Origin of the sequence: Micromonospora sp. WMMD975 (assembly GCF_029581215.1) — a bacterium.
Taxonomy (GTDB): Bacteria; Actinomycetota; Actinomycetes; order Mycobacteriales; family Micromonosporaceae; genus Micromonospora.
The window spans coordinates 3,108,018-3,133,707 of sequence record NZ_CP120739.1; the positions used below are offsets into that span (position 1 = coordinate 3,108,018).

A 25,690-nucleotide genomic window follows, 5' to 3' on the forward strand; every position below is an offset into this window, starting at 1 on the left:
GACCGGACTCAGCCCACGGCGCAGGGAGCGCCGTTGAGCGTGAAGGCGGTCGGCGGCGCGTCGCTGGCGCCCCACCGCCCCTGGATGCCGAAGGTCGCGGAGCCGTCCGGCGCGAGCACGCGGTTCCAGTCGACGTTCCGGGCGGTGACGGCGGCGCCGGTCTGGCCGACCGTGGCGTTCCACGCGGAGGTGACCTGCTGGTCGCCCGGGAAACCGAAGCTGACGATCCAGCCGTCGATCGGCGCCGCCCCGGTGTTCTCGACCGTCACCGTGGCCACGAAACCGCCCCGCCACTCGGACTGGTTCCGGTAGGTCACCCGGCAGGTCGCGGGGGGCGGTGGCGGCGGGGTGGACGTCGTCGGCAGGGAGACCGTGTTGGACGCGATCGACACGTTGCCCGCCGCGTCCCGCGCCCGGACGTAGTACAGGGTCCGCAGCGGCGTCGACGGTGGCAGCGACGCCGTGTACGTCGTTCCCGGCACGGTGGCGATCAGCGTGGAGGTGAACCAGCCGTCGAACCGGTAGACGTTGTATCCGAGCACGCCGACGTCGTCCGTCGACGGCGACCAGGACAGCGTGCCGGTCGAGGCGGTCACCTCGCCGACGGTCAGGTTCTGCGGCGCGCTCGGCGGCGTGGTGTCCGGGCCGGTGTCCGTCACCGGGGTGACCACGGTCAGCGTGTCCGACGTGGCCGAGCGGTGTCCCAGGCTGTCCCGGGCGGCCAACCGGAACGAGAACTGCCGGCCCGGCGAGAGGTAGTTGGTGATCGTGGTGGTGGTGACGTTTCCGACGCTGGCGCTGTAGATGACGTCGCTGAACGCCTGGTAGTACGTGATGTCGTAGCCGACGACGGGACAACAGCCGGGCTTGGCGGCCGTCCAGGTGAGGGTGACGGATCCGGTCCGTACCTCGCTGGCGGTCAGGTCCGTGGGCGCGGTCGGCGGGAACGGCGACGTGTTCGGCGTGCTGGGCGCCGTGGTCGGCGTCGACGGCGGGGTTCCGCTCGGGTCCGCGACGGCCACCGCGGCCCCGCCGGGCGCCGGGGCGACCCCGGGGTACGCGGCGGAGGGCACGGTGCCGGCGGATGCCTCCGGCACGACGCTCAGGGCGGTGGCGAGCACCGCCGTCGACAGCACGACGGCGGCCAGCGGGCCCGGCCGCAGCCGGCGGAACAGTGTGGACGGGGAGACGCCTGTCATACCTCGACGATGCCGGCAATATATCGATGATCGCCAACGTGTCTCACGCCTCGGTCAGCGCGGCGCCTCGATTGTCGAGCAGCGCTGCGAAATTGTTCATCGCGGCGACACGGCCGAACAACATCCAGGCAGTTGGATACCGCTGTGCAGAAGCTTCGGTTCGTGATATCCATGCTGCTCTCCGTGGTGCTGGTGGTGGCCGTCGGCGTCGCGCCCGCACGGGCCGCCACCGACCTCACGCTCACCCTCACCGCGTCGGACATGGGGCTGGACCCAGCGGTCATCCGTCAGGTCGTGCCGCAGATCCAGGCGGAGATCCGCCAGGACGGCGGGCTCGGCGCGTCGATCAAGAAGGACCTGCGGGACCATCCACCAGGTGGGGTGGCCGCCCTGGACATCTCCTCGGTGCCGGACTTCGACGGCGCGCTGACCCTGACCCCGGACGGTGCCGGGATGACGATCACGGTGCCGGCCACGGAGGTGCAGTCGTCGTCGTGGTGGAGCCAGCTCGTCGCGCTGACGCTCGGCGCTCTCGCCGGCTACGGGCTGCGGGTGCTGTGCATCGGATGGCTCACGGCCTCCGGCGTGGGCGCGGCGACCGTGCCGCTGATCTGCACCCCGATGCAGGGGGCCGTGACCGGTTTCGTCAGCGGCCTGATCGCGCACGCCTTCGCGGGCGACCTGGCGACCAGCGGGGCGTGGGTGGACATCATCATCCGCACGATCGTCGGTCTGGTCGTCGGCTTCGCCTGGGAGAAGTGGGCGTCCGGCTTCGCGAAGAACTATCTGCCGGGCGCGCTGAAGAACATCGGCCAGTGGATCCTCACCAAGGTCCCCGCGCTCCAGGCGGTCTTCGGCGCGCCGATCGCGGTCGCGGCCGAGGAGGCCGCCGAGCTGGCGATCGAGCTGGAGGAGCAGCTCGCCTGGGAGATGCGCGGCTGGAACGTCGAAGGTCGGCCGCTTCCGGACATGCTGCCGCCGCCCACCCCCGGGCGGCTGTTCGTCCGGGGCGCCGACCCGAGCGTGATCCGGGTCGGCAACACCTATCACTCGGTGGAGTCCGGTGGCGACGGCCTCTACACGAGGTCGGCGCCGAGCCTGGCCGGGCTGGGCGACGTGCCGCCCCGCAAGATCTGGAGCAACCCGGGCCTGGCCGAGCTGTGGGCGCCGCAACTCGTCGCCGTCGGTGGCCGCTACCACATCTACTTCTCCGCCGGGGCGGGCGCCGCCCACCGGATGTACGTCATCAGCTCGTCCGCACCCACAAGCGGCTACGGCGCCCACCAGAAGCTGAGCCTGCCCGACGACAGGTGGGCGATCGACGGAGCACCGTTCACCTTCGACAACCAACTGTGGTTCGTGTGGTCGGGCTGGGAGGGCACCACGAACGTCGAGCAGAACCTCTACCTCGCCCGGATGAGCAACCCCACCACCGTGACCGGGCCGCGGTACCGGATCTCGCAGCCACGCGAGTCGTGGGAACGGGTCGTCGGCGAGCCCTTCGTCAACGAGGCGCCGGAGCCGATCGTCGACCCGAACGGGCAGTTGCACATCGTGTACTCGGCCAACGGCTCGTGGAGCGAGCAGTACTGCCTCGGTGACCTGCGGCTGCGCAAGGGCGGCGACCCGACGTACGTGTGGGACTGGTACAAGTCGAACGGCTGCGTGCTCGGTTCGGACGCGGCGACCATGATGTCCGGGTCCCGTGCCCTGCGCAACGCCGACGGTCCCGGTCACCACAGCTTCGCGCTGCCCGGCGGCGACGCGCGCAACGGGGTGCCGGCCGGGTCGAGGGGCCGGTTCCTCTATCACGGCGTGCCGGCGGGCATGACCTACAAGTGGGACAACCGGGTCTGGTACGAAGGTGCCTTCACCTGGTGGAACGCCATCCCCTACGCCCGGCAGAACGTGCCGGGCGCCACTGTCGACACCGGGTACAGCCTCGGGATGACCGAGGATCCGGACGGCCCGTTGCCGGCGCCGCCGCCGGTGCCGACGCCGGCGCCGGGCGGCGTGGACCTGCGCGTGCTCCCCCTCGGTGACTCCATCACCTTCGGGGTCGGTGGCACCCCGGCCGGGACCGGTTACCGGGCCCGCCTGTGGGACCAACTGGCGGCCAAACCCGGCGCGCTGGACTTCGTCGGTTCGGTGGACTCCGGGCAACTGCCCGACACCGACCACGAGGGGCACCCGAGATGGCGGATCAGCCAGATCGACCAGCTCGTCGGCGACTGCACGGTGCGCCGCTACCGGCCCAACGTGGTCACCCTGCACATCGGCACCAACGACATGGCCTACGGCGACGACCTCGCCGCGGCGCCGGCGCGGCTCAAGGCGCTCATCGAGCACATCCTCCGGCTGGCTCCGGAGACCACCGTGCTGGTGGCCACGCTCGTGCCGTCGTCGACGAGCGTGACCAACACCCGGATCCAGCAGTACAACGCCCGCATCCCCGGCATCGTCGACGAGCTGCGCGCCGAAGGACTGTCGGTACGGCTGGTCAGCATGAACGCGGTGACCACCGCGGACCTGACCGACTCGTTGCACCCGAACAACACCGGCTACCGCAAGATGGCGGACGCGTTCGGCCGGGCCGTCACCGACGCCCTGGCCGAAGGCCTCATCCGGCCCCCGGTCGCCGGCGACTCCGCCCCGTGCGGCAGCCCGCCCGGCAACCTACCCGAGGGGCCCCGCCCGCCCGGTTGGAACTGGGTCGGTGAGATCGCCGCCGGCACCGGCCCCCGCGAGCAGGTCCGCTTCGCCGACCTCAACGGCGACGGCCGCGACGACTACCTGCTCGTCGGCGACCAGGGCCAGGTCCGCTTGTGGCTCAACCGACGTAGCGGTGACGGCTTCGGCTGGCAGTACCGGGGCGAGGTCGCGGCCGGCGCCGGCCCGCGCACGCAGGTCCGGTTCGCCGACCTCGACGGCGACGGCCGCGACGACTACCTGGTCGTCGGCGACCAGGGCCAGGTGCAGGCATGGCTCAACACCGGCGCCGGCGACGCGGTGTCCTGGACGGCCGCGGGCACGGTCGCCCCCGGGGTCGGCGCCACCCGCGACCAGGTGCGCTTCGCCGACATCGACGTGGACGGCCGCGCGGACTACCTCGTGGTCGGTGATCAGGGCCAGGTACGGGCCTGGCTGAACGCGTACGGCGCCGGCGGCTGGGGGTGGAGTTACCAGGGTGAGGTCGCCTCCGGGGTGAACTCGACCCGGGACCGGGTCCGGTTCGCCGACCTCGACGGCGACGGCCGCGACGACTACCTGACGGTCAGCGACCAGGCGCAGATCCGTGGCTGGTTGAACGACGTCGGCGGCGCGCGGCCGTGGATCTATCAGGGCGACGTCGCCGGCGGCGTCGGCGCGACGAGCGCCGAACTCGTCCTGGCCGACGTCAACGGCGACGGCCGCGACGACTACCTCGTCGTCGGCGAGCAGGGGCAGGTCCGAGCCTGGCTCAACGACAGGTACGGCCGCCCGGACCCGTGGGACTGGCAGGGCCTGATCGCGACCAGCGGCGTCGGCCGGGAGCAGGTACGCCTGGCCGACCTCAACGGCGACGGCCGCGACGACTACCTCGCGGTGGGTGCGCAGGGTCAGGTGCGGGCCTGGCTCAACGTGCGCGACGGTGACCGGGTCGGCTGGGACTGGCGGGACGAGGTCGCCGCCGGCGCCGGCCCGCGCGAGCAGGTGCGGTTCGCCGACCTCAACGGCGACGGCCGCGACGACTACCTGCTCGTCGGCGACCAGGGGCAGGTCCGGTTGTGGCTCAACACGGGCACCGGCGACGGCGTGGCCTGGACGTCAGCGGGTCAGGTCGCCGCCGGCGCCGGCCCCCGCGACCGGGTCCGGTTCGCCGACCTCAACGGCGACGGCCGCGACGACTACCTGGTCCTCGGCGACCTCGGGCAGGTCCAGGGCTGGCTGAACACCGGCACTGGCAACGCCGTGGCCTGGACGGCGCAGGGTGAGGTGGCCGCCGGTGTCGGCGCGGCCGGAGACACCGTCACCTTCGCCGACCTCGACGGCGACCGCCGCGACGACTACCTCGTCATCGGCGCGTACGGGCAGGTCCGCGCCTGGGTCAACAACCGGGGTGGGCCCGGCTCGGCCTGGCTGTCGCGCGGCGAGGTCGCCTCGGGGGCCGGCTACCCGGGCAGCCGGGTGGAACTCGCCGAGATCAACGGCGACCGGCGGGCCGACTACCTGGTCCTCGACGACCAGGGCGGCATTCGGGCCTGGTTCAACAACGGTGCGGCCGGCGGGCCCGCGGCCGGTAACCCGACCCCGCTGCCGGGCGACCCGAGCCCGCCGGTCCCCGGGGACGGCACGGACCCGCCGCTCTGCGTCGCCAACCGCTGTTCCTGACCGACCACGTCGCCGGCGGGGCGGGCACGGAGCCGATCCGTGCCCGCCCCGCCGGCCGCTCAGCAGCCGAGCCGCCTGCTGGAGAGGGCGATGTCGTCGATCCAGAGGTCGAACGCGCCGGGCGTCGTGCCGCCCTGGTAGAGCTGCCAGCCGATCTTCACCGTGTCGACGGTCGGCAGGACGAAGGGCACGTCGGCGCCGCCGTGCTCGGTCGTGGAGGCGGTCAGCTCCGGGTTCGCCACGCCGTCGATCCACACCGCGACGCGGTTGTCCGCCGCGTCGAGCTTCCACTCGACGCACTGCCAGGTGTCCTCGGTGACCGGGGCGGACTCCCGCCAGTTGGTCCAGTCGCCGGTCGGGCCCCCGTCGGCGCCGATCCCCCAGAAGGTCCCGGGGACGGTGGGCGCGTACTGGCCGCCGATCGGGCGGACGACCTCCGCGCTGCCGGCGCCGGTCGCCTCCACGAGGGTGAAGTGCGCCCAGTCCGGGGCGGTGGGAAAGGCGTCGACGCGCAGGCGCATCCGGCCGTAGAAGCGGTTACCCGGCGCGGCGAAGTCGTCGACCCGCAGGAAGGCGCGTCCGTTGTCGACCGTGTGGACGTGCAGCACCTGGTTGCCGCGGCGGGCGCGCTCGACGGTGAGCGTGCCGTGGCGGGTGTCGACGCCCCACTTCAGCGTGCTGGGCCCGCCGGGCGGCAGCCGCTCGAAGTCCTCACAGAAGAGCACGTCCCGGGGGCACGGGCGCGGGACGGCACCGGACGCGCCGGCCGGAACGCTGCCGGCGGCGGTGCCGAGGATCAGGGCGGCGCCGAGCACCGCGAGGAAACTACGCATGTCGTCCTCCATGGGTTGACGGCCGGTCGCGCACCCGGGCCCGGAGCCGGTGGCTCCGGGCCCGGTAGGCGTCCCGGCACGGGGCGCTGGTGCCTGTCGTCGGTCAGGGGCTGGTGCAGGAGAGGTTGCCGGGCGCCGCGTTGCTGCTGCCGTTGACCAGGAAGCCGAAGGTGGTCGAGGCGTTCCCGCCGAGGGACCCGTTGTAGTCGGCGTTGCGGACGCTCACCGTCCCGCTGGTGCCGGTGTTGATGCCGTTCCAGATGTTGGCAAGGGTCTGCCCACCGGCAAGCGTCAGCCGTACGGTCCAGCCGTTGAGGGTGGCGGAGCCGTTGTTGGCCACGGTGACCTCGCCCTGGAAGCCGCCGCCCCAACTGTTGACCATCCGGTACGTCGCGCTGCAGGCGCCCGGCGGCGTACTGGTCGGCGGGGCGCTGGTCGGCGGGGTGCTCGTGGGTGGGGTGCTGGTCGGCGGCGTGCTCGTCGGCGGGGTGGTGGTCGGCGGGGTGCTCGTGCCGGGCACGGTGGTGGAGGCGGCGTTGAGCGCGTTGAGGACCGCCGTGTACGCCGCCTTGGGGTTGCTGTTGCGGTCGAACAGCAGCGGGTTCTCGTTGCCGCGCCACGAGTCGCTGTCCCGGATGCCCCATGTGGTGATGCCGACGCAGCGGGGGACGCTCGCGCAGGCCTGGGCCATGCCCTGGTACTGGCTGGTCGAGGCGTTGGTGACGTCGGCCTCGGTCAAGGCCACGTCCACGTCGAGGGCGGCGAAGCTCGACAGCGTCTGCTGGAAGTTGCCCGGCAACGAGCTGCCGCCGGTGAAGTGGGTCTGGAGTCCGACGCAGTCGATCGGGACGCCACGGGCCTTGAAGTCCTTGATCATGTTGTAGACGCCCTGCGTCTTGCCGTACGACCAGTTCTCGATGTTGTAGTCGTTGTAGCAGAGCTTCACGCTCGGGTCGGCGGCGCGCGCGGTCCGGAACGCCACCTCGATCCAGTCGTTTCCGGTGGACTGCAGGTTCGACGACCGCCGGCTGCCGTTCTCGGCGAACGCCTCGTTCACCACGTCCCAGTAGGCCAGCTTGCCCTTGTAGTGGGCCATCACCCCGTTGATGTGGTCGATCATCGCGGTCCGCAGGGCGCTGCCGCTGAGGCTGCCCCAGAACCTCGGCTGCTGGGCGTGCCAGGCCAGGGTGTGACCACGGACCCGCATGCCGTGCTGGACGGCCCAGTTGTAGATCGCGTCACCGGCGCGGAAGTCGAACTGACCCCGGTTGGGCTCGGTCGCGTCGGGCTTCATCTCGTTGACGGCGGTCATCATGTCGAACTCGCGGTTCGCGATGGTCAGGAAGCCCGAGTCGTTGAGCCGGTCTCCCCCCATGGCGGCCCCGAAGTACCTGCCGCTGCGTTCGGCGGCGGCCTTCAGCGTGGTCCCGGGCGGTCCGCTGAGGTCGGCGCTGGCGAAGGTCGCCACGGCCATCGAGGACACGGTGATCGCCAGCGCGCAGGCTCCGCCCAGAAGCAGCCTGGTGGCGGCCCTGGTGCGGCGTTTCGGTCGAGCGGGTACGTCGTTCATCTGTGCTTTCTCCTCGGTGTTCTGTCCGGCCCGCTGTCGCTGGACCGGCAGGCCGCAGGGGACGCCGAGCCGGCGTCAGCCGGCCGCGCCCGAATCGGTGGCCACCGGCCGGCTACCCGGTCCGTCCGGTGGATGGCGAGCACTCCACGTGGTGCGCCCGGGCGGAGTGACGCTGCCCTGTCGCGATGCTATATCGAATCAATTCGATCTGCGACGGGTGTCCCCGATCGTGCGACGACCGCCTGGTCCCGCCACCGCCGCCGAGGCGGTTCGCCCGGTCCGGCCCGCGACACCATCGCACGCGTGCCGGTCGCTGTGTCGCGGCCAGCACGGCGGCCTCCGACGCAGACAGGTCGGCGGCGAACTGGCCGTGGAACGCGCGTCCGTCCGGTTCGCCGGGTCGGTCCGGCCGAGCGCCGTCCGTGCCGGATCGTCTGCCCTGCCTCTGGGCGTCGGCCGTATCGTCACCCATGACCTGACAGGCCACCGGATCGTGACAGCCCGCTAGCCTGAGCCGAGCGACCTTGGGGGTTCGGGTGACTGATCTGGACGAGGCGGCGTCGATCTTCCAGGGCGTGCGTCGGCGCCTGTTCGGGATCGCCTACCGGATGCTCGGCAGCGCCGGCGAGGCCGAGGATCTGGTGCAGGAGGTCTGGCTGCGCTGGCAGGCGACCGACCGCAGCGTGGTGGAGCACCCGGGCGCCTTCCTGGCCACGACGGCGACCCGGCTGGCCATCAACGAGTTGCAGTCGGCGCGGGTCCGTCGGGAGACGTACATCGGACCCTGGCTGCCGGAGCCGGTGGACACCAGCGCCGACCCGTTCCTGGGCGCCGAGCGCGGGGAGGCGCTGGAACTCGCGGTGCTGATGCTGATGGAGCGCCTCACCCCGCACGAGCGGGCCGCGTACGTGCTGCGGGAGGCGTTCGACTATCCCTATCCGCAGATCGCCGAGATCCTGCAGTCGACCGAACCGGCCGTCCGTCAGCTGGTCAGCCGGGCCCGCCGGCATATCGCCGAGGAGCGGAGGATCCCGGTTTCGCCGACCGCCCAGCGGCAGCTGCTGGGGACCTTCCTGGAGGCCGCCCGCAGCGGTGACCTGGCGGCGCTCGAACGGCTGTTTGCGGCCGACGCGACGAGCGTCTCCGACGGCAACGGCGCGCGGCGGGTCGCCCGCAAGGTCATCTCCGGCGGGGATCGGGTGGCGCGGTTCGTCGTCACGGTGTCGTCCTGGTTCTGGACGGGCGTGGAGGTCCGGTGGACGGACGCGAACGGACAGACCGGCGCCGTCCTGTGCCGGGACGGGACGCCGTTCGGCGTGATCACGGTCAGCGCGTCCGAGGCCGGCATCGAACGGCTGCTGTGGATGATGAATCCCGACAAGCTGACCGCTGTCACATCTGCGCCGCCCGCCAGGCCGTAGCGGTGCGGATCCGGGGACTGGGGGCGCGCGGAATGCGGACGATGCTGATCGTCGGCGGGGGCGCGGCGGGCGCGTCGTCAGGCGATGTCGGACGCGCATGACGACGCCGTACGCCGGCTCGCCGCCGCCTGCCGCGACGGTGCCGTCGCGGCGATCGGGGCCGCCCTCCATCCGGACGCCGTGGCGGTGTGCGACGGCGGCGGCCGGGTGCCGGCTCCGGCCGGCCCGCGGCACGGCGCCGCCGAGGTGGCCCGGCTGCTGCGCGCCCTCCTGCCCGGCACGCAGGTGACGGTCGAGAGCGTCAACGGGCGGGCCGGCCTGGCCCTTCGCCAGGCCGGCACCGCCGTGGCCGTGATCGCCGTCAGCCGGACGGAGGACGCCGCCGCGGTCCTGTGGGTCGTCGTGAACCCGGCGAAACTGCGCGGCTGGCACCGTCCCTGAACCCCGGTCCGGCGGTGCCCGCGCGGGCTCGTGGCCACGTCATCGGTCCCGTGCCAGCTCGGCGAGCGCAGCCGGGCTCCCGGTCGGGGCGACCTCCAGGAACGCCGCCAGCAGCCGCAGTTGATCCGCGGCGGAGGCCGGCCGGCCCGGGCCGACGGTCAGCCGGCGAGCAGCAGCAGCGCCGCCCGCAGTTCGTCGGCGCGCTCCACCGTCGCCGCCGGATCCTCGCCGTGGCCCGGCGGCTCGACCGGAAACCCGCCGGGCTGCGGTGGCGGCGTACGCGGTCTGGATCGCGTTGATGGCCTGCTTCTGCTGACGTGACAACTTCGTCCCCGCGGCGGCTGTTGGTCGCCGCGGGGACATTTAGCCGGAATGCTTAAGACATGCGCACTCGCATCATCGCGATCGTCGTAGCCGGACTGCTCGCCGTGCAGGGTTGTGCTGCCGGGCATCCCGCCCCCGCCAGGCATCCGCCGACCACGGGCCACCCCGTGGTGTTGGACGCGCGTATACCCGGCTGGGAGACCTCCGCCTGGTTGGCCGAGGGCGCGTTCTGTGTACGCGCGGCCCGCGCCGGAGGACCGCGCCCGGCCCGCTGGAGGCGTTGTCCGTGCCGGAGCACGGCCTGCCCCGGCGTGCGGCGTCGGCCCTAGCGGGCCAGCCAGTCCCGGTAGGTGGTGGTGGCCAGGACGGCGTCGCGCGGGGCGATCAGGACGTCACCGGGCACCGCGCCGAACATGCCCGCGGCGCCGTCGGTGACGACGGTACGGGGGTCGCCCTTGGCCGCCAGGGTGATCCGGCCGAGTTCGTCGAGCGGGAAGACCTCCGGGCCGGCCACGTTACGGACGCCGTTCAGCGGCTGCCCCACGGCGACCTCGGCCACCGCCCGCGCCACGTCGGCCGAGGCCATCGGCTGCACCGGGGTGCCGGGCAGTCGTACCGTCTCTCCCTCGGTGGTCATGGCCAGAATCGAGTCGACGAACTCGAAGAACTGGGTGGCGCGGACGATGGAGTACGGCACCGGGCCGGCCTTGAGCAGGTCCTCCTGCAGGACCTTGGCGCGGTAGTAGGCAAGGTCCGGCACCTGGTCGACCCCGACGATGGAGAGGACCGCCGCGTGCCCGACGCCCTCGCGGTCGGCGGCGGCGAGCAGGTTGTCCATGGTCCTCCGGAAGAACGTGGCCGATGCCTCGTCGAAGGTGGGCGAGTTCGTCAGGTTGAGCACGACGTCGGCGCCCTTCAGCCCGGCGTCGAGGCCGTCACCGGTGAACAGGTCCACCCCGTTGGACGGCGACAGCGGCGCCGCCTCGTGCCCCCCGTCCCGCAGGATCCGTACGACCTGCGAGCCGATGAGCCCGGTGCCACCCAGTACGGCGATCTTCATGTCTCACACCTCGTGTCTCGGTCGGACCGTCGGGCGTTCGCCCGGCTACACCCGCAATGACCGGACAGCGCCGCCGATCGTGACGGCTTCACCGCGGGTGGTGTCCCGGATCACTCGCCGCCAGCCGGTGGGTGCCCGATCCGGACGCCCAGCAGCGCGACGTCGTCCGCGCGCTGGAGCTGCAGCCCTCCGACGGCGTCCGTGAGCAGACCGTCGAGACCGTGGCGTCGCTGCGCGTCCGGGTGACGCCCGGTCCGCCGGCCCGCACCCTAGGACGGTGGGCGGCGTCCCCACGCCGAGATCAGTGGCGCGAGCGTCAGGTCGAGCGCCCCGGCGTCGACGGCGGCCAGGTGCGCGTCGATCTCGGCGTCGTCGGCCAGCCCGGCGGCGAGCAGGTCGGCGCGGACCATGCGCACCGTCGCGGCCTCCAGCCGGTCGCAGGCCACCCCGCCGACCGGGAAGCACCCGGCCGCCGCGACGTCGACCAGGCCCGCCGCGCGCAACGCCCGGGGCAGCGTCCGGCCGAAGCGCAGGTCGGCGCCCCGGCGGGTCATCAGCTCCCGGACCGCGCGCCGCAACCGGTTGGCACGTAGCTGGGCCGGGCCGACCTCGTCGAGGCAGGCCAACGGCTGAAGCTCGGTGTCGGCGTCCTCCACCAGCAGCCAGCCGCCGGGCCGCAGCGCCGCCGCCATCGTCGCCAACGCGCGGGCCCGGTCGGGCACGTGGACGAGGACGAGCCGCGCATGGACCAGGTCGAACGTGCCGGGCTGCGGCGGCGGGTCCGCGACGACGTCGTGCCGGCGCACCTCGTACCCGCCGTGCGGGTCCAACCAGGCCGGGTCGATGTCGGTGGCCAGCACGTGGCCGGTCGGCCCGACGGCCGTGGCGAGCGCCTCGGGAATGCTGGGGCCGCCGGCGCCGATCTCCCAGCAGCGCCAGCCCGGCCGCGCGCCGAGCCGGTCGACGTGCCCCCGTGTGACGCCGTCGAACAGCTCGGCCAGCCAGGTGAACCGTTCGCCCGCCTCCGCCCGGGCGTTGTCGAGCAGGTAGCGGTGATCCGCGGTCGGGTCCGGCCCGGGGTCGACGCCGGGCTGCGATGAACTCATGACCGCATTCTCGCGCCGACCGCCGCGGCGAGGGGAACTGCGGGCCGGCTACCCCTCGCACACCCGCGGGCATGTTCGATAGCATCGAACATCTCGGGCGGGCTCCCCCGCCACGGCGACAGGAGGTCCACGTGCGGTCCATGGACACCCGGCCGCAGCCGGCCGGCGCCGGTGGCGCCGTGGACGAGAGCACCCCGGCCGGCGTGGTCGGGGCCCGGATCCGGCGCTACCGCAAGGAGCGCGGGCTCACCCTGCGCGGCCTCGCCTCCCGCGCCGGCCTGTCGATCGGTTTCCTGTCCCAGGTCGAGCGCGGGATCTCCTCGATCGGTCTGACCGCGCTCGGCAGCGTCGCCAAGGCGCTGGACCGGTCGGTGGCCGACTTCTTCGACGCCGGCACCGGCGCGTCGGACAGCAACGTCTCCCCGCTCCCCCGGCATTTCACGCTCACCAGGGCGGAAACGTCTGCCACGCAGTACGTGTCGGGGCAGCAGACCTATCGCATGCTCTCCGACCGGGGGCCGGACCTGGTGCTGGAGCCGATGCTCGTGCACATCGCGCCGGGCGGGCGGCGGGAGAACGCGTACGGCCACCGGGGGGAGGAGTTCGCCTACGTCATCTCCGGTGAGCTGCTCTACGAGGTGGAGGGCGTGGAGCACCGGCTGCGCCCGGGCGACAGCGTGCACCTGCGCTCGTCGGTGCCGCACCAGATGTACAACGACACCGACGCGGTGACCACGGTGGTCTCGGTGGTCACGCCCCGCCTGTTCTGAGGTCATCACCGGGCACCACGAATCGCCCTCCGATTTCACGTAGGTGAACACGAAGGGCGATTCGGTACCGGGCCCGGCGTCAGCGACCCAGGTGGGCGTCCACGGCGGCCATCGTGTCCCGCCAGATGTCCGCGCCGCTGTCGATGACGGCGAAGTGGTCCCCCGGCTGTTCGAGATGGCGGACGTCGTCGCCCGCGTCGCGGGCCGCCGCGACGTACCGGCGGTTGCTGTCGACCAGGTCGGGGCTGTCCGCGGTCCCCTGCACCAGGAGGGTGGGCACGCCGGCCGGCAGCCGCAGCATCGGGTCGCTCTCGGCGTACCGCCGGGGGGCCGTCGCCGGGGAGCCGCCCAGGGCCGCGGCGATCGCTCCGTCGCCGAGATAACGCCGCTCGCCCTCGGTGAGGTCGAGCACCCCGGCCAGCGACACCGCCAGGGCCACACGTGGGCCGCCCGCGCGGCCGGCGAGGTCCGCCGCGGCCCGCAGGGCGAGCTGCCCGCCGGCCGAGTGGCCCAGGACCACGATCCGATCCAGGTCCAGCGGCCGGTCGGCGGCGAGGCCGCGCAGCGCGGTGAGGCCGGCCTCGACGTCCTGCGTGGTGGCGTCCCAGCCGTGCCGGTCCGGGCGGCGGTACTCCACGTTCCAGGAGGCGTAACCGCGGTCGGCCAGGTCGACGGCGAGGGCGTCCATCAGGTCCGCGCCCCAGACCGACCGCCAGAAGCCGCCGTGCAGCAGCACCGCGACCGGCGCGGGCGCGTCGTGCGGGACCGGCAGCCGCAGGTCACCCCACTGCTCCGGATGGGACCCGTAGGCGACCCGGGTGGCGGGCGCGCGGAAGCGGTGCACGGCGTGCCGGACCGCCCACACCACGCCCCACAGTCCCCGACCGGCCAGGTGGGCCGCGCCGGGCACCGGCGGCTCGACGGTGAGGTCGTACCAGACCGCGTGCGGCGGCTGCGCGCCGATCAACGCGCGGACCGGCGGGGTGGGACCGGGCAGCACCACCACCGGCCGGTCCGACGCGGCCAGCAGCGACCGCAGCTCATCGGCCGAGGCGGCGGTCACGACCTCGCCGGTGACGTCCAGTTCGGCGCAGGCGCCGGCGACGAGCGACGCCAGCAGCGCGGTGTCGGCCACCAGGCCGGGGCCGACGACGACGGTGAGCGGCATCGGGCTCACCTGCGCAGCAGGGGCAGGACGGCGGAGCCGAGCAGGTCCACGCCGCGCTCGTCGGTCAGTCCGTGCGGCGTGCCGAACTCGACCCGGCGGACGCCGGCGTCGATGAGCGCCTGTGCCTGCGCGGCCACCTGTTCCGGGGTGCCGGAGAAGGCGAACCGGTCCAGCACGTCGTCCGGGATCGACCGGCCGGCCGCCGCGTGCTCGCCCGCGTCGACGAGGTCGCCGACCCGCTTCACCAGGTCGTCGGGGAGCGCCACGGTCGGGTCCAGCTCCGCCACGACCGCCAGGTACATCGCCACCTCGGTGCGAGCCTTCGCCCGGGCCGCCTCGCCGTCGGTGTCGACCACGGTCACCGCGCCGAGCACGATGCCGACGTCGGCGACATCCCGCCCGGCCTTCTCCGCGCCGGCCCGGAGCCGCTCGCGGATCACCGGCACCATATCGGGGTTGGCGCTGCCGCCCACCTTGATCTCGTCGGCGATCCGGCCGGCCAGGGCCGCGCCCTGCGGGCCCCACGCGCCGAGCAGCAGCGGCGGGTCGGGCCGGTGCACGGCGTAGCGCAGGGCGGTGCCGGCCGCCAGCGAGAAGACCCGGCCGTCGAAGCCGCTCCGGTCGCCGCGCAGCAGGCGGCGGACGACCTCGACGGCCTCCTCGATCGTGGTAAGCGGTCGCGGCTGCGGAAGGCCGACCGCACCGAGCCAGGTCCCCCGGGCCAGCCCCAGGTAGGCCCGCCCGTGCGAGGCCAGGTCCAGAGCGGCGAGCTGACCGGCGATCTCGTACGGGGCCATCGAGTACGGGTTCAGGCAGGCCGCGCCGAGGCGTACCCGGTCGGTGGCCTGGGCCATCTCCAGCAGCGGGAAGATCGGCGGCTGGTACATCAGGTCGCCGAAAACGGTGAGCACGTCGAAGCCGTGCGACTCGGCGGCGCGGGCCAGCCGGGCGTAGGCGCCGGCGGGCTTGTCGCTCTGCAGGCCGAGTCCGATCTCGACGGTCACGTCAGCTCCGCCGAGTCCATTCGTCGCCGGCACGTCCGTTCCACCTTCATGACCAGCCGCTCCTCCGGGTCGGGGCAGATGAAGTGGGAATCCTGGTCCAGCCAGTCCCCCGGCGCCAGGTCCCGCTGCTTCGCGGCGAGGAAGGGCAGCACCGACGCGAGCGCGTACACGCAGAAGTGCTTTCCCTCGGGGATCCGCAGGTGGGCGCTGTTGGTCAGGTCGAAGTGGTCGCCGACGGCCATGCCGCACACCGACCGGCCCTCGATCCGGTCGACGGTCACCCGCAGGTCGTAGATCTCCATGTCGCCGTCCGCGTTGTCACTCACGGCCCCTCCCCTTCGTCGATCCGCACAATGATCTTGCCGGTGGTCCGGCGTCGGGCCAGTTCGGTGAGCGCCGCGGGCGCCCCGTCCAGCGACACCACGCGGCTGACCGGCGGCCGGACCGCGCCGGAGGCGCACATGTCGAACAGTTCCTGGTAGGCGGACTCGACCGCGGACGGCCGCTGCCACGGATACTGCGACCCCCAGGAGAGGCCGACGAGCGTCGCGTTCGCCGCCATCAGCCGCAGCGGGTCGACGGCCGGCGGCGCGCCGCCGGCCGCGCCGACCGCGACGAGGCGGCCCTCGAAGGCGAGGCAGTCCCAGGAGCGGGCGAACACGTCGCCGCCCACCGGGTCCACCACGACGTCCACGCCCCGGCCGCCGGTGGCCTCCCGCACGACCGGCACGAAGTCCCCGGCCGTGTAGTCGACGGCCACCTCGGCGCCGTGGCCGCGGCAGATCGCCGTCTTGGCCGGGCCGCCCGCGGTGGCGAGGACCCGGGCGCCGCGCGCGACCGCGAGCTGGGTGGCGGCGATGCCGACACCGCCCGCGCCGGCGTGCACCAGGACGCTCTGCCCGGCGGTGACGCCGGCTCGTTCCAGCGCGAACCACGCCGTCTGGTAGGTGACCGGCAGCGCCGCCGCGGTCACCGGGTCGACGGTGGACGGTCGCGGCACCACCACGGCGGCGTCCACCGTGACCGTGGTGCCGAGCGCGCCGCGCGGCAGCGCCGGGCACGCAAGCACCTCCTGGCCCAGCAGGTGCTCGGCCCCGGCGCCGGCGTCGACGACCCGCCCGGCCACCTCCACGCCTGGCGTCATCGGCGGGTCCGGCCGCACCGGATACTCGCCCCGGCACAGCATCACGTCGAGGAAGTTCAGGCCCACCGTCCGCACGGCGAGCCGCACCTCGCCGGGGCCGGGCGGCGGGTCGTCGGGCAACTCGGCGACCGACAGCACGTCGGCCGGCTCGCCGGTGCGCTGCGCGACCAGTCGGCGGATCATGCCGCGCCCACCGGGTCCCGCACCAGCTCGGCGTGGTGGTGCACGATCACCCAGCGGCCGTCGATCCGGCGCACCACGTCGGTGACCCGGGTCAGCTCCGGCTCGTCGTCCGGCCCGAGCTGCGAGACCAGCACGTACCTGGCGACGCCGGAGTCGCCCCAGACGTCGATGCGCTTGTCCCGCGCGGCGAGCACCGCCAGCCGGGGCCGCTGACCCGCGGCGTCCCGCCGCGCGCGGTAGTCGTCCAGTTCGGCCCGGGTCCGCAGCGGCCCCGGCAGGTGCGTCTCCCAGGTGGTCACCTCGGGATGCAGGTGCGCGTCGAACCGCTGCCGGTCCCCGGCGAGGAACGCGGCGTACATGTCATCGATGCCGGCGGCGATCTCCGCCGCGCCCGCCTCCGCGAACGTCATCGCGTCTCCTCCTGGTTGCGGTCGTCGCGGGCGATCTGCCCGCCCTTCATCACCCACCGCACGTCGCGGAACGCCGAGGTGTCGGCAAGCGGGTCGGCGTCCGTCGCGATCAGGTCGGCCAGCTTGCCGGCCTCGACCGTGCCGAGGTCGGACTCCGCGCCGAGCCACCGGATCGGGCCGAGCGTGCCGGCGTGCAGCGCCCGGGCGGCGCCGATCCGCTCGGCCATGAACTCCAACTCCCGGATCGAGGCGGTGGTGCCCTCGAACTGCCAGAACGGGGGCATGTCGCTGCCGAGCAGCACCTCCACCCCGGCGGCGACGGCCAGGTCGAAGCTCTCCAGGTGGCGGGGGCCGGCGCCGAGCGAACGGCACTGCATCCACTCCGGCACGCCCAGCTCGTCGAAGAACTCCTTGCAGCGGGTCACCAGCAGCGTCGGTACGAGCGCGGTGCCCCGCTCGGCCATCCGCGCCGCGACCTGCGGGGTGAGCTGGTAGCCGTGCTCCACGCAGTCCAGCCCCAGCTCCACCGCTGCGCCGATCACCTCGGCCGGCCCGGCGTGCGCGGTCACCTTGCGGCCCCACGCGTGCGCGGTCTCGATCACCGCGGTCATCTCGTCGGCGAAGAGCTGCGGCGTATGGATGCTCTCGTGCTCGCCGGCGATGCCACCCGAGATCATCACCTTGATCAGGTCGGCGCCGGCCTTGATCTGACTGCGGACACCCTGGCGGAACCCCACCGGGCCGTCGCACTCAAGCGTGTCGTTGCTCTCGTGGCCGTGCCCGCCGGTGCAGACGAGCGCCCGGCCGGCGGTGTGGATACGCGGGCCCGGGGTGCGGCCGGCGGTGATCGCCCGTCGCAACGCGAAGTCGGCGTGGTCCTTCTCCGCCACGCAACGCACCGTGGTCACGCCGGAGTGCAGCGTGCGCCGCGCCCCGTCGGCCATGTAGTGGGCCAGGTCGTACGGACCCATCCCCTTGACGTTGTCGCCGCCCGCGCCGGGCAGCGACAACGAGAAGTGGGTGTGCATGTTGACCAGGCCGGGCGTCAGGTACGCGCCGTCGAGGTCCACCTCGGTCAGCCGGCCGGCGGTCCGCGCCTCGGCGGCCACCTCGGCGTACGGCCCGACGGCGGCGATCCGGTCGCCGCGGACCCACACCCCGGCCCCGGTCACGGGCCCCATGCCGGTCACCACGCGGGCGTCGAGCACGGTGCAGTTGCCGAGCAGCAGGCTCGACGGTTCGGGGGAATAGGCGGCACTCACGCGATCACTCCATAGACGTCTCGGGCGGCCCGCGGGGAGACGTAGCCCTCGGCCACGTCCCGCCGTACCGCCTCCGGATCCCTCGACCCCGGGTCGCCGTGCCCGCCGCCACCGGCGGTCAGCACCGTCACCCGGTCCCCCACCGCCACCGGCGTCCGTTTGGTGCTCACCCGGTGCTCCCGGTCCGTACCGGGGAAGACGATCACCTGGTTCGGCTCCGGCTGCGCGCCGCCGGCCAGCGCCCACGGTGCGCTCTTCGTCTTCTTGATCACCATCAGGAACTCGCCTGGAGTCACGAATCGGATGTCCCGCCGCAGGCCGCACCCGCCGCGGAACCGGCCGGCGCCGCCGGAGTCGGTGCGGATCTCCACCCGTTCGAAGAACATCCCCGTCTTCGCCTCCAGCACCTCGACGGGCGTGTTGCGCGCCTGGGTCTGACACAGGTGGTTCGCCGGTCCGATCCCGTCGTGCCCGGGCGTGCCGCCCCACCCGACCGGGTCGTTGTTGCTGACCGCGAACATCTGCCCGGTGTCCGGGTGCCGGCCGACCATCATGAACCCGGGCACGTCGCCGCCGGAGGAGGCGGCCAGCCGGTCCGGCATGCCCTGCGCCAGCGCCTTGAGGATCAGCTCCACCGCGACCGTGCCGGTCCACTGGGTGAACGTGGCGGCCGGATATTCCGCGTGGAACAGCGAGCCGGGTTCGGCGCGTACCCGCAGCGGCGCGAAGTGCCCGGCGTTCGTCTGCTCGTGCGGCGTGGTGACGCCCTTGAACGCGACCCGGCAGGTGGCGATGGTGGCGCCCAGCGGCAGGTTCACCGGCCCGGGCACCGCCGGCGACGACCCGGCGAAGTCCACTGTGAACTCGCCGTCGGCGACGGTGACGGTGACCCGCATCCGGATCGGGTCGTCGGAGACGCCGTCGTCGTCGAGCCAGTCCTCGGCGGTCCAGGTGCCCTGCGGCAGCGCGGCCACCGCCTCGGTGGCGCGTTCGGCGGCGACGTCGATCACCCGGTCGACCACCGCGTCCACCACGGCCGGGCCGTAGTCGCGGTACAGCTCGGTGATCCGCCGCTCACCGGTACGCAGCGCGGCGATCTGCGCGTTGAGGTCGCCGATGACGAGGTCCGGCATCCGCGAGTTGAACCGGATCAGCTCGTGGATCTCGGGCACCGGCTCGCCCCGGGCGTACACCTTCGTGCCGGGGAAGACGATCCCCTCCTGGTGCATGTCCGTGGAGTCGAGCACGTAACCGGGATCCTTGGCGCCCAGGTCCATCCAGTGCGCGCGGATGCACAGGAAGCCGATCAGCTCCTCGCTGCCGGGCAGCACGACCGGCGCGAACATGGTCGCGTCGTAGGTGTGCGCCGCGTTCCAGTACGGGTAGTTGAGCAGCACCACGTCGCCCCGGTGCAGGTTCTCCCGGCCCACGTACTCCACGCCCCGGCGCAGCGAGTAGTCGTTCGCGCCGAGGAAACGGGACAACCCGGTCGACTCCGCGACCAGCCGCAGGTGCCGGTCGTAGACGGAGATGCCGAAGTCGTACACCTCGTAGATGACCGGGTTGAACGCGGTGCGCACCAGCGCGGCGCGCATCTCCTCGGCCGCCGAGACCAGGTGGCTGCGGACGACCTCGACGGTCGCCCCGTCGACCGTCGGCTCACCCATCGACGTCCACCCCGTACACGTCCCGGGCCGCCTCCGGCGAGACGTAGCCCTCGGCCACGTCCCGCCGTACCGCCTCCGGGTCGCGGCTGCGCACGTCGCCGTGCCCACCGCCACCGGCGGTCAGCAACGTCACCCGGTCCCCCACCGCGACCGTGGTGCGCTTGGTGCTCACCCGGTGTTCGCGGTCGGTGCCCGGGAACACCACCACCTGGTTCGGCTCCGGCTGCGCGCCGCCGGCCAGCGCCCACGGCGCGCTCTTCGTCTTTTTGATCACCGTGAGGAACTCGCCAGGCGTCACGAACCGGATGTCCCGCCGCAGCCCGCACCCGCCCCGGAACCGGCCCGCGCCGCCGGAGTCGGTGCGGATCTCCCAGCGCTCGAAGAACATCCCCGTCTTGGCCTCCATCACCTCGATCGGGGTGCCCCGGCCGGTGCTGCCGGAGACGTGGGTGGCGGCGTCCATCCCGTCGTGCCGCGCGGTGCCACCCCAGCCCACCAGGTCGTTGTTGCTGACCGCGAACATCTGCCCGGTGTCCGGGTGCAGGCCGACCATCATGAACCCGGGCACGTCGCCGCCGGAGGAGGCGGGCAGCAGGTCCGGCATGCCCTGCGCCAACGCCTTGAGGATCAGCTCCACCGCGACGATGCCGGTCCACAGCGTGAACGTGGGCTGCGGGTAGACGGCGTGGAACAGGCTGCCCGGCTCGGCCCGCACCTCCAGCGGCGCGACCGTGCCGGCGTTCGACGGCTCGTCGCGCGAGGTGAGCGACTTCAGCACCACCTTGCAGATCGCCTCGGTCGCGCCGAACGGCATGTTGATCGGCCCGCGGGTGGCGGCGGCCGAGCCGGCGAAGTCGACCACGAAGCGCCCGTCGGCGATGGTCACGGTGACGCGCATCTTCACCGGGTCGTCGGTGATGCCGTCGTCGTCCACCCAGTCCTCGGCGGTCCAGGTGCCCTGCGGCAGGGTCGCCAGCGCCGCGCGGGCCCGGCTCTCCCCGTCGGCGATGATGCGGTCGATCGCCTGGTCGACGCTGTCCCGGCCGAACTTCTCGACGATCTCCAACATCCGGCGCTCGCCGGTACGCAGCGCGGCGATCTGCGCGTGCAGGTCACCGAGCACCGCGTCGGGCATCCGCGAGTTGAACCGGATCAGCTCCTGGATCTCCCGCACCGGCCGACCCCGGGAGACGACCTTGGTGCCCGGGAAGATCAGCCCCTCCTGGTGCATGTCGGTCGAGTCGAGCACGTAGCCGGGATCCTTGGCGCCCAGGTCCATCCAGTGCGCGCGCACGCAGAGGAAGCCGACCAGGTCGCCGTCCGCGTCCGGGTCCGCCGGGTCGGGCCGGAACACCGGGGCGAACAGCGTCGCGTCGTACGCGTGCGCCGCGTTCCAGTACGGGTAGTTGAGCAGCACCACGTCGCCCCGGTGCAGGTTCTCCCGGCCCACGTACTCCACGCCCTTGCGCAGCGAGAAGTCGTTCGCGCCGAGGAAGAACGTCAGCCCGGTGGCCTCGGCGACCAGCCGCAGGTCGGCGTCGTACATCGACAGGCCGAAGTCGTGCACCTCGTAGATGACCGGGTTGAACGAGGTGCGGATGAGGGTGGCCCGCATCTCCTCGGCCGCCGACAGCAGATAGCTGCGGACGACCTCGACCTGGGCTCCGTCGAGCGTGGTCATGCGGCCTCCTCCAGGGTGACGAGCAGGTAACCGTGGTCGTCGACGGTGACCCGCTGGCCGCTGGGCACCACGGTGGTGGAGGTGCCCTCGTCGATCAGCGCCGGCCCGCCGAAGGTGTCGCCCGGCTCCAGGCCGGCCCGGTCGTAGACGGCGAACGGCACCACCGCGTGCCGCCCGAAGTCGTAGGCGTCCCGGTGGGTCAGCAACGCCTGCGACGGGTCGCCGTCCCCGCGCGGGCGGGTCGGCAACTCGGGCCGGTCGGTACGGCCGATGCCGCGTACCCGCAGGTTGAGGATCTGCAACGGGTTGCCCATGGTGTGGCCGTACCGGGTGCGGTGCGTCTCGTCGAACGCGGCGCGGACCGCGTCGCGGTCCAGCTCGCGCCCGACGGTGACCATCAGGCTGTGTTCCTGGCCGAGGTAGCGCAGCTCGAACTGCCGCTCCAGCACCGCCTCGCCGGCCGGCACGCCCTGCGCCCCGAGCGACGCCACCGCCTCGGCCTCGACCGCCTTGAACAACTGCTCCAGCTCCGCCAGGTCCGCGTCGTCGAGGGTGGCCATCACGGTACGGCTGAAGTCGTTGACGATGTCGGCGGAGAGCATGCCCCACGCGGAGAAGCCGGACGGCGCGAACGGGACGATCACCTCGCCGATGCCCATCTCCCGGGCCAGCAGCGGGGCCAGCAGCGGCCCGGCGCCGCCGAACGCGAGCAACGCGAACCGCCGGGGGTCGTGGCCCCGCTCGACGGTGATCTGCCGGACCGCGCCGACGGTGCGGGCCAGCAGCACGTCGAACACGCCTGCCGCCGCGTTCTCCACGGTCAGACCGAGCGGCTCGGCGAGCTGCTCGGCGATGGCGGCGCGCGCCTCGGCGTCCCGCAGCCCCATGGTGCCGGCGAGGAACCGCTCCGGGTCGACGTAGCCGAGCACCACCGCCGCGTCGGTGACTGTCGGCTTCGTGCCGCCACGGCCGTAGCAGACCGGACCGGGGTCCGCGCCGGCGCTCTGCGGGCCGACCTTGAGCAGCCCGTGGTCGAGCCAGGCGATCGAGCCGCCGCCGGCGCCGATGGTCCGGATGTCGTAGGTGGGGATGAGCAGCGGGAAGTGCTCCAACTGGGCCTCGTACGCGGCCACCGGGCTGCCGCGCTCGATCACGCAGGCGTCGAGCGAGGTGCCGCCGATGTCGAACGTGAGCACGTTGTCCCGGCCCAGCTCGGAGGCGACGTAGGCGGCGCCGACGATGCCGCCGGCCGGGCCGGAGAGCACGGTGTGGGTGGGTGCGGTCTTGGCCACCGCGCTCGTCATCGAGCCACCGCCGGAGCGCATGATCAGGAAGCGTCCGGCGAAGCCGCGCCCGGCCAGCCCGGCCTCCAGCTCGTCCACGTACCGCTCGAAGATCGGCCGGATGTACGCCTCCAGCACGGTGGTGCTGGTCCGCTCGTACTCCCGGTACTCGCGCACGATGTCCGTCGACAGCGACAGGCTGACCTCGGGGAACTCCTCGTGGATGAGACGCGCCGCCGCCCGCTCGTGGCTCGGGTCGAGGAACGAGTGCAGGAAGCAGATGGCGATCGAGGTGACCTGCTGGTCCACCACGAGCGTGCGGGCGGCGGCCCGGACGCTCTCCGGGTCCAGCGGCTCCACCTCCTGCCCCCGGTGGTCGAGCCGGCCCCGCACACCGGCGGTGAAGCGGCGCCGCACCAGGCTCTCCGGCCGCTGGTACTGGAAGTCGTACATGTGCTCGGACGGCACGTTGCCGCGACCGATCAGGAAGATGTCCCGGAAACCCTCGTTGGTGATGATGCCGGTGCGACCGCCCCGGCGTTCCAGCACCGCGTTGAGCCCGAGCGTGGTGCCGTGGATGAACAGCTCCACCTCGGACAGGTCGGTGCCGAGCGCGGTGATCGCGGCGAGCACGCCGTCCGCGGGCCGGGCCGGGGTCGTCGCCGCCTTGCGGAAGCGGACCCGGTTGGTGCGCGTGTCGAGTTCCATGGCGTCCACGAACGTCCCGCCGATGTCGACGGCGAGCCGGATGGGGCGACGGGTCATGGCGTGAGGGCCTGCCTTCCGATGAGGGCGGGAAGCTCGGGTACGCGCCAGCAGGCGGCCCGGCTCTCGCCGTACGACTGAAGCTCCTGCCGCTCCGATCGGCACCTGTCGGTGACGAACGGGCACCGGGCCGCGAGCGGGCACCCGGTGGCGGCGTCGGCTTCCTCCAGGTCCTTGACCAGTTCCACGGCCCCGCCGTCGCCGGCCGTCCCGGCGAGCCGGGGGGCGCTGGTCAGCAGCGCCCGGGTGTACGGGTGCCGGGGCGTGTCGAAGACGACGTCCACCGGCCCCTCCTCGACGACCCGGCCGAGGTAGAGCACCACGACGCGGTCGGCGAATCCCCGCACGGTTGCCAGGTCGTGGGAGATGAACACCGAGGCGCGGTCCGCGTCGGCGGCCACGTCGGCGATCACGTCGAGGATCTGCGCCTGGACGGTGACGTCCAGGGCCGAGGTCGGCTCGTCGAAGACGATCAGGTCCGGCTCGCCGACCAGGGCCCGGGCGATGCCGATCCGCTGGGCCTGGCCGCCGGACAGCTCGTGCGGATACCGCTGGAGAATTGCGCGGTCCAGTTCCATCCGGTCCAGCACGGCGGCGACGCGCGCGGTGCGCTCCGCCGGGGACAGGCCCGCGGCGCGCAGCGGCTCGGCGATGGAGTCGCCGACGGTACGGCGCGGGCTCAGCGAGCCGATCGGGTCCTGGAACACGAGTTGGGCCCGGGTCCGCGCCCGGCGCAACGCCCGGCCGCGTGGCCGGGACCGGCCGGGTTGCTTGACCAGGGCCTGCCCGGCGACGGTGACCGTGCCGGATGTGGGCGCGACCAGGCCCATGACGAGCTTCGCGAGCGTGCTCTTGCCGCAGCCGCTCTCGCCCACCACGCCGAGCGTCTCGCCCGGGCCGAGCCGCAGCGTGACGCCGCGCAGCGCGTGGTGCCCGCCGGAGCCGAACCGGCTGCGGTAGACCACGTGCGCGTCCTCGATCTCCAGCACGGCGGGCTTGGGGTCCGGCCCGGCCGGCGCCCCGCCGGCCGGCGGCGGGACCGACCCCGACGGCTGGTCCGCGTCGAGCGGTCGGGTCTGCGGGTGGAAGCACGCGAGCGACCAGTCGCCGGCGGCGCCGGCGAGCGGCCGGGTGGCCGGACGCTCGGCCGAGCAGGTGCCGTCGGCGTGCGCGCAGCGGGCGACGAACGGGCAGTTCTCCGGCGGCCGGGTCAGCAGGGGCATGGCGCCGGGCGTGGCGACGACCGGTCGCCCGCCGACGTCCGGCACCGAGCGCAGCAGGGCCCGGGTGTACGGGTGCGCGGGCTCCCGCAGCACCTGCGCGGCCGGTCCGCTCTCCACCACCGTGCCGGCGTAGAGGACCACCACCCGGTCGCAGACCTCGGCGATCGAGGCGAGGTCGTGGGAGATCAGCAGCACGCCCCGGCCGTCGGCGTCCGCCGCCTGCCGGAACTGGCGCAGGATCTCCCGGGTCAACGTCACGTCCAGGCCGGTGGTCGGCTCGTCGGCGATCAGCAGGTCCGGGGCGCAGCCGGTGGCCAGCGAGATCATCACCCGCTGGGCCATGCCGCCGGACAGCTCGTGGGCGTACGCGTCGAGCCGCCGCCGCGCGCTGCGGATGCCGACCGACTCGAACAGCTCGCGCGCCGCCTCCCGGGCCCGGTCGCCGGACATCTCCTGGTGGGTGGCGAGCCGGTCGACGAGCTGCTTGCCGACGGTGCGGGTGGGGCTGAGCGCGCCGCGCGGGTTCTGGAAGCAGATCGCCGCCCCCCGCCCGCGGTGGGCGGCGAGCGCGGCGTCGTCCATGCGCAGCACGTCCGCGTCGCCGACGAGCACCCGGCCGGTGGCGTGCGAGCCGCCGGGCAGCAGCCCCACGACGGCACGGGCCACCATGCTCTTGCCGCCGCCGCTCTCGCCGACCAGGCCGACGACCTCGCCGGGGCGTACGGCGAAGGTCACGCCGCTGAGCGCGGCGACCTGCCGGCCGGGTCGCCGGATGGTCACGGAGAGGTTCTCGATCGACAGCATG

The 25,690-nt window shown here is 73.4% G+C and carries 19 protein-coding genes; 4 read left to right on the forward strand and 15 right to left on the reverse strand.

Annotated features, from left to right (window positions below):
* Window positions 1-8 precede the first annotated feature (8 nt).
* Window positions 9-1,199, reverse strand: a complete 1,191-nt coding sequence (locus O7613_RS13445; protein WP_281588193.1) for a cellulose binding domain-containing protein — start codon at window positions 1,197-1,199, stop codon at window positions 9-11.
* A gap of 144 nt (window positions 1,200-1,343) precedes the next feature.
* Here O7613_RS13445 and O7613_RS13450 point away from each other — a divergent pair, with 144 nt between their 5' ends.
* Entirely contained in the window at window positions 1,344-5,570 is a 4,227-nt protein-coding gene (locus O7613_RS13450; protein WP_282294177.1) for an FG-GAP-like repeat-containing protein, read from the forward strand.
* A gap of 59 nt (window positions 5,571-5,629) precedes the next feature.
* Here O7613_RS13450 and O7613_RS13455 read toward each other — a convergent pair whose 3' ends face one another.
* Window positions 5,630-6,403, reverse strand: coding sequence for a hypothetical protein (locus tag O7613_RS13455; RefSeq protein ID WP_282294178.1), 774 nt, complete (start codon window positions 6,401-6,403; stop codon window positions 5,630-5,632).
* A 103-nt stretch (window positions 6,404-6,506) separates the two neighbouring features.
* Window positions 6,507-7,973, reverse strand: a complete 1,467-nt coding sequence (locus tag O7613_RS13460) for an endo-1,4-beta-xylanase (RefSeq protein WP_282294180.1) — start codon at window positions 7,971-7,973, stop codon at window positions 6,507-6,509.
* 536 nt (window positions 7,974-8,509) lie between these two features.
* Here O7613_RS13460 and O7613_RS13465 point away from each other — a divergent pair.
* The gene (locus tag O7613_RS13465) at window positions 8,510-9,394 is read left to right on the forward strand and encodes an RNA polymerase sigma-70 factor (RefSeq protein ID WP_282294181.1); all 885 of its coding nucleotides are present in this window, start codon (window positions 8,510-8,512) and stop codon (window positions 9,392-9,394) included.
* A gap of 84 nt (window positions 9,395-9,478) precedes the next feature.
* Window positions 9,479-9,835, forward strand: a complete 357-nt coding sequence (locus O7613_RS13470; protein WP_281588188.1) for a nuclear transport factor 2 family protein — start codon at window positions 9,479-9,481, stop codon at window positions 9,833-9,835.
* 649 nt (window positions 9,836-10,484) lie between these two features.
* On the opposite strand, the gene O7613_RS13475 is transcribed toward O7613_RS13470, so the two are convergent.
* On the reverse strand, window positions 10,485-11,219 hold the full coding sequence (locus O7613_RS13475) for an NAD(P)H-binding protein (RefSeq protein WP_281588186.1): 735 nt from the start codon (window positions 11,217-11,219) through the stop codon (window positions 10,485-10,487).
* Between the two features lie 269 nt (window positions 11,220-11,488).
* Window positions 11,489-12,325: a methyltransferase domain-containing protein gene (locus tag O7613_RS13480; protein WP_282294182.1), complete on the reverse strand. Its 837-nt coding sequence runs from the start codon at window positions 12,323-12,325 to the stop codon at window positions 11,489-11,491.
* A gap of 140 nt (window positions 12,326-12,465) precedes the next feature.
* Here O7613_RS13480 and O7613_RS13485 point away from each other — a divergent pair, with 140 nt between their 5' ends.
* A complete protein-coding gene (locus O7613_RS13485) occupies window positions 12,466-13,095 on the forward strand; it encodes an XRE family transcriptional regulator (RefSeq protein ID WP_282294531.1) in 630 nt (209 codons plus the stop codon).
* A 79-nt stretch (window positions 13,096-13,174) separates the two neighbouring features.
* Here O7613_RS13485 and O7613_RS13490 read toward each other — a convergent pair whose 3' ends face one another.
* The 10 genes from O7613_RS13490 to O7613_RS13535 are packed head-to-tail and all read right to left on the reverse strand — an operon-like array spanning window position 13,175 to window position 25,689.
* The gene (locus O7613_RS13490) at window positions 13,175-14,263 is read right to left on the reverse strand and encodes an alpha/beta hydrolase (protein WP_282294184.1); all 1,089 of its coding nucleotides are present in this window, start codon (window positions 14,261-14,263) and stop codon (window positions 13,175-13,177) included.
* A gap of 5 nt (window positions 14,264-14,268) precedes the next feature.
* On the reverse strand, window positions 14,269-15,267 hold the full coding sequence (locus O7613_RS13495; RefSeq protein WP_282294186.1) for an LLM class flavin-dependent oxidoreductase: 999 nt from the start codon (window positions 15,265-15,267) through the stop codon (window positions 14,269-14,271).
* Window positions 15,264-15,593, reverse strand: coding sequence for a TIGR04076 family protein (locus O7613_RS13500; protein WP_281588182.1), 330 nt, complete (start codon window positions 15,591-15,593; stop codon window positions 15,264-15,266). Before O7613_RS13500 ends, O7613_RS13495 begins: the two co-directional genes overlap by 4 nt.
* Window positions 15,590-16,594 carry a zinc-binding dehydrogenase gene (locus O7613_RS13505; protein ID WP_282294188.1) on the reverse strand — a complete coding sequence of 335 codons (1,005 nt, stop codon included), beginning with the start codon at window positions 16,592-16,594 and terminating at the stop codon, window positions 15,590-15,592. Before O7613_RS13505 ends, O7613_RS13500 begins: the two co-directional genes overlap by 4 nt.
* Window positions 16,591-17,004 carry a nuclear transport factor 2 family protein gene (locus O7613_RS13510; protein WP_282294190.1) on the reverse strand — a complete coding sequence of 138 codons (414 nt, stop codon included), beginning with the start codon at window positions 17,002-17,004 and terminating at the stop codon, window positions 16,591-16,593. The genes O7613_RS13505 and O7613_RS13510 overlap by 4 nt, the downstream gene beginning before the upstream one ends.
* On the reverse strand, window positions 17,001-18,266 hold the full coding sequence (locus tag O7613_RS13515; RefSeq protein WP_281588179.1) for an amidohydrolase family protein: 1,266 nt from the start codon (window positions 18,264-18,266) through the stop codon (window positions 17,001-17,003). The genes O7613_RS13510 and O7613_RS13515 overlap by 4 nt, the downstream gene beginning before the upstream one ends.
* Window positions 18,263-19,933, reverse strand: coding sequence for a hydantoinase B/oxoprolinase family protein (locus O7613_RS13520; protein WP_282294192.1), 1,671 nt, complete (start codon window positions 19,931-19,933; stop codon window positions 18,263-18,265). Before O7613_RS13520 ends, O7613_RS13515 begins: the two co-directional genes overlap by 4 nt.
* Window positions 19,926-21,614 (reverse strand): hydantoinase B/oxoprolinase family protein, encoded by a 1,689-nt coding sequence (locus tag O7613_RS13525; RefSeq protein ID WP_282294195.1) that lies wholly within the window; start codon window positions 21,612-21,614, stop codon window positions 19,926-19,928. The genes O7613_RS13520 and O7613_RS13525 overlap by 8 nt, the downstream gene beginning before the upstream one ends.
* Window positions 21,611-23,662: a hydantoinase/oxoprolinase family protein gene (locus O7613_RS13530; protein ID WP_282294198.1), complete on the reverse strand. Its 2,052-nt coding sequence runs from the start codon at window positions 23,660-23,662 to the stop codon at window positions 21,611-21,613. Before O7613_RS13530 ends, O7613_RS13525 begins: the two co-directional genes overlap by 4 nt.
* Complete coding sequence (locus O7613_RS13535; protein WP_281590237.1) at window positions 23,659-25,689, reverse strand: ABC transporter ATP-binding protein; 2,031 nt, start codon at window positions 25,687-25,689, stop codon at window positions 23,659-23,661. The genes O7613_RS13530 and O7613_RS13535 overlap by 4 nt, the downstream gene beginning before the upstream one ends.
* Window position 25,690: the final 1 nt, after the last annotated feature.

What these genes read in the sequence shown, in the direction of transcription:
- O7613_RS13510 (WP_282294190.1), bottom strand. Translation starts at nt 17,004, where the DNA reads ATGACGTTCGCGGAGGCGGGCGCGGCGGAGATCGCCGCCGGCATCGAT.
- O7613_RS13535 (WP_281590237.1), bottom strand. Translation starts at nt 25,689, where the DNA reads ATGCTGTCGATCGAGAACCTCTCCGTGACCATCCGGCGACCCGGCCGG.
- O7613_RS13475 (WP_281588186.1), bottom strand. Translation starts at nt 11,219, where the DNA reads ATGAAGATCGCCGTACTGGGTGGCACCGGGCTCATCGGCTCGCAGGTC.
- O7613_RS13505 (WP_282294188.1), bottom strand. Translation starts at nt 16,594, where the DNA reads ATGATCCGCCGACTGGTCGCGCAGCGCACCGGCGAGCCGGCCGACGTG.
- O7613_RS13520 (WP_282294192.1), bottom strand. Translation starts at nt 19,933, where the DNA reads ATGGGTGAGCCGACGGTCGACGGGGCGACCGTCGAGGTCGTCCGCAGC.
- O7613_RS13460 (WP_282294180.1), bottom strand. Translation starts at nt 7,973, where the DNA reads ATGAACGACGTACCCGCTCGACCGAAACGCCGCACCAGGGCCGCCACC.
- O7613_RS13530 (WP_282294198.1), bottom strand. Translation starts at nt 23,662, where the DNA reads ATGACCCGTCGCCCCATCCGGCTCGCCGTCGACATCGGCGGGACGTTC.
- O7613_RS13525 (WP_282294195.1), bottom strand. Translation starts at nt 21,614, where the DNA reads ATGACCACGCTCGACGGAGCCCAGGTCGAGGTCGTCCGCAGCTATCTG.
- O7613_RS13470 (WP_281588188.1), top strand. Translation starts at nt 9,479, where the DNA reads ATGTCGGACGCGCATGACGACGCCGTACGCCGGCTCGCCGCCGCCTGC.
- O7613_RS13480 (WP_282294182.1), bottom strand. Translation starts at nt 12,325, where the DNA reads ATGAGTTCATCGCAGCCCGGCGTCGACCCCGGGCCGGACCCGACCGCG.
- O7613_RS13490 (WP_282294184.1), bottom strand. Translation starts at nt 14,263, where the DNA reads ATGCCGCTCACCGTCGTCGTCGGCCCCGGCCTGGTGGCCGACACCGCG.
- O7613_RS13485 (WP_282294531.1), top strand. Translation starts at nt 12,466, where the DNA reads ATGGACACCCGGCCGCAGCCGGCCGGCGCCGGTGGCGCCGTGGACGAG.
- O7613_RS13445 (WP_281588193.1), bottom strand. Translation starts at nt 1,199, where the DNA reads ATGACAGGCGTCTCCCCGTCCACACTGTTCCGCCGGCTGCGGCCGGGC.
- O7613_RS13455 (WP_282294178.1), bottom strand. Translation starts at nt 6,403, where the DNA reads ATGCGTAGTTTCCTCGCGGTGCTCGGCGCCGCCCTGATCCTCGGCACC.